A 3,012-nucleotide genomic window follows, 5' to 3' on the forward strand; every position below is an offset into this window, starting at 1 on the left:
GCATCGTGGCGCAGCTCTCGGGCCCGGTGAGCACGCCGCGCAGCGACGCGGGCCTGATCGTCACCGAGCATGGCGTGGCCGACCTGCGGGGGCAGACGCTGTCGCGCCGCGTGTGCCGGCTGATCGACATCGCCGCCCCCGAACACCGCGCCGACCTGGAGCGCCAGGCCCACGACACGCTGCGCCGCTGTGGCGCGGTATTTCAAATTTGATAGCTATTAGCGCAACACAGATAAGCGCTAGCGGCCATTTTCATTCATATTTCAAGGAGCAACACCATGCGCAGAGCCGCCATCGTCACCCCCGTCCGCACCCCTGTCGGCACCTTTGGCGGCAGCCTGCGGCCCGTGCCCGTCGAGGAGCTGGCCGCCACCACCGTGCGTGCCGTGGTCGAGAGGAGCGGCATCGACCCCGCACGCATCGATGACGTGGTCATGGCCCAGTCGTACGCCAACAGCGAGGTGCCCTGCGTGGGCCGCTGGGCCGCGCTGCAGGCGGGCCTGCCGGTGTCGGTGCCGGGCATGCAGCTGGACCGGCGCTGCGGCGGCGGCCTGCAGGCCATCGTCACGGCCGCGATGATGGTGCAAAGCGGCGCCGCCGACGTGGTGATCGCCGGCGGCGTGGAGAGCATGAGCAACATCGAGTACTACAGCACCGACATGCGCTGGGGCGCGCGCGCAGGGAATGTGCGCTTTTTTGACCGCCTGGAGCGCGGCCGCGAGCGCTCGCAGCCGGTGGAGCGCTTCGGCAAGATCTCGGGAATGATCGAGACGGCCGAAAACCTGGCGCGCGACTACGGCATCACGCGCGAGGAGGCCGACGCCTACGCCGTGCGCAGCCACCAGCGCACGGCGGCCGCCTGGGCCGCGGGGCGCTTCAACGATGAAATCGTCCCCGTGCAGGTACCCCAGCGCAAGGGCGACCCGGTTGTTTTCAGCAAGGACGAAGGCTTTCGCGCTGATGTCACGGCCGAGAGCCTGGCCAAGCTGCGCGTGCTGATGCCCAACGGCACCGTGACGGCCGGCAACGCGAGCCAGCAAAACGACGCGAGCGCCGCCTGCCTGATCGTGGCCGAGGACAAGCTGGCCGAGCTGGGCCTGACGCCCATGGCCACGCTGGTGGGCTGGGCGGCGGCGGGCTGCGAGCCCTCGCACATGGGCATCGGCCCGGTGCCGGCCGTGAAGAAGCTGCTGGCGCGGTTGAACCTCAAGATCGACGACATGGACCTGGTGGAGCTCAACGAGGCGTTTGCCTGCCAGGTGCTGGCGGTGCTCAAGGGCTGGGAATGGCAGGACCAGGATGCCATCGCTCACAAGCTCAACGTCAACGGCTCGGGCATCTCGCTGGGCCACCCCATCGGCGCCACGGGCGTGCGCATCCTGGCCACGCTGCTGCACGAGCTGCAGCGCCGCCAAGGCCGCTATGGCCTGGAGACCATGTGCATCGGCGGCGGCCAGGGCATTGCCGCGGTGTTCGAGAGAATCTGAAAGCACCTCCTTGAGGCGCTGCGCGCTTCAGTGCAGCCGCCAGAAGCGGCAACGCCTCGGCACGTGCGGGCCTGCGCAGGCAGGCTTGGGGCCGCGCCCTTCCGCCCCGTCTATCGCACCGCCGCACGCAGCGAACCGGGGGACGCAACCCTTCCATTGCGAAACTGCGCGGCCGGCGCGGGCGCCTGCTCGGACGCCCTGGTCTCATGCACCGCGTGGTTCACGCAACGCGTGCGGCGCGCGCCGCCACGGACCACCTGCCTGCCGTCCTAAGAACACCTGAACCCTGGCTTTGGCAAAAGCAGATTCCCACTTCGCCGGCTGGGCCGCACCATGGAGGTCGCGCGCTGGCCTCGGCCTTTTTTGCCCCCTTTGGTGCGGCCGCACCGGGGCCCGCGCGACCTACAACATCAGGAGACAACCCATGCACGCTTTCCGTCGTCTCGCCACGGCCGCCCTGGCCTTGGCGCCTTTCGCTCTCGCACTGCCCGCCGCCGCACAGGAGGGCCAGCCCCTGCGCCTCATCGTCGGCTATGCCGCAGGGGGGCCCGTGGACCAGGGTGCACGCCTCTTCGCACCAGCGCTGTCCAAGGAACTGGGCGTGCCAGTCATGGTGGAAAACAAGACCGGCGCCAACGCCACGATTGCGGGGACCGAAGTGGTGCGCTCCAAGCCCGATGGCCTCACGCTGTGGTTCGCCGCCAGCCCCACCATCACCATCAGCCCCAACGTGATGACCAAGATGCCGTTCGACCCGGCCAAGGACCTCACGCCCGTGGCGCCCGTCCTGAGCTACTACAACGTGCTCGTGGTGAACAACAACGAGCCCTACAAGAGCGTGCGCGAGCTGGTCTCCTACGCCAAGGCCAACCCCGGCAAGCTGGCCTACGGATCGGCCGGCGTGGGCGGCTCCAACCACCTGGGCGCACTGCTGTTCGCCAAGCGCAGCGGCATCGACATGAACCACATCCCGTACAAGGGCAATGCCCCGGCGATGACGGACGTCATGGGCGGGCAGCTCAACATGATGCTGGACATCATCAGCACCGCCAGCAACTACATCCACAGCGGCAAGGTGCGCGCCATTGCCGTCACCTCGCCGCAGCGCAACGCCTCGCTGCCGGACGTGCCCACGTTCGCCGAGTCGGGCATCGAGGGACTCAAGGGCTTTGACGTGGGCGGCTGGTATGGCGTCTACGGCCCCAAGGGCATGGCACCCGAGCTGGTGGCCAAGCTCAACAAGGCCGTCAAGGCCGCGCTGGCACAGCCGGATCTGAAGAAGCGCTACAAGGAGCTGGGCTACGACGAGTGGACCGGCGCGCCGCAGAAACTGGCCGAGCGCGGCGCCCAGGAGCGCGCCATGTGGGCCACGGTGACCCAGGGCATCGTGGTGGACTGATACGGACGGAACCCGCTGCATGAACGAACGCATCCACCACCTGCTGGACCGCTGGCTGGCCGAAGCGCCGCAGCAGCCCTTCATCCACCTGCCGGGCGGCCGCAGCCTGAGCTTCGCCGACCTGGG

The 3,012-nt window shown here is 68.7% G+C and carries 3 protein-coding genes; all 3 read left to right on the plus strand.

Annotated elements, in window-relative coordinates; translation table 11 throughout:
• Positions 1-212, plus strand: a 212-nt coding sequence (locus ACDELDRAFT_RS20820) for an acetyl-CoA hydrolase/transferase C-terminal domain-containing protein (protein ID WP_005800073.1), incomplete at its 5' end; no start/stop codon positions are given.
• A gap of 66 nt (positions 213-278) precedes the next feature.
• On the plus strand, positions 279-1,487 hold the full coding sequence (locus ACDELDRAFT_RS20825; protein WP_005800074.1) for an acetyl-CoA C-acetyltransferase: 1,209 nt from the start codon (positions 279-281) through the stop codon (positions 1,485-1,487).
• Positions 1,488-1,911: 424 nt separating this feature from the next.
• Positions 1,912-2,886: a Bug family tripartite tricarboxylate transporter substrate binding protein gene (locus ACDELDRAFT_RS20830; RefSeq protein ID WP_005800075.1), complete on the plus strand. Its 975-nt coding sequence runs from the start codon at positions 1,912-1,914 to the stop codon at positions 2,884-2,886.
• Positions 2,887-3,012 lie beyond the last annotated feature (126 nt).

This window comes from Acidovorax delafieldii 2AN (assembly GCF_000175235.1).
GTDB lineage: Bacteria > Pseudomonadota > Gammaproteobacteria > Burkholderiales > Burkholderiaceae_C > Acidovorax > Acidovorax delafieldii_B.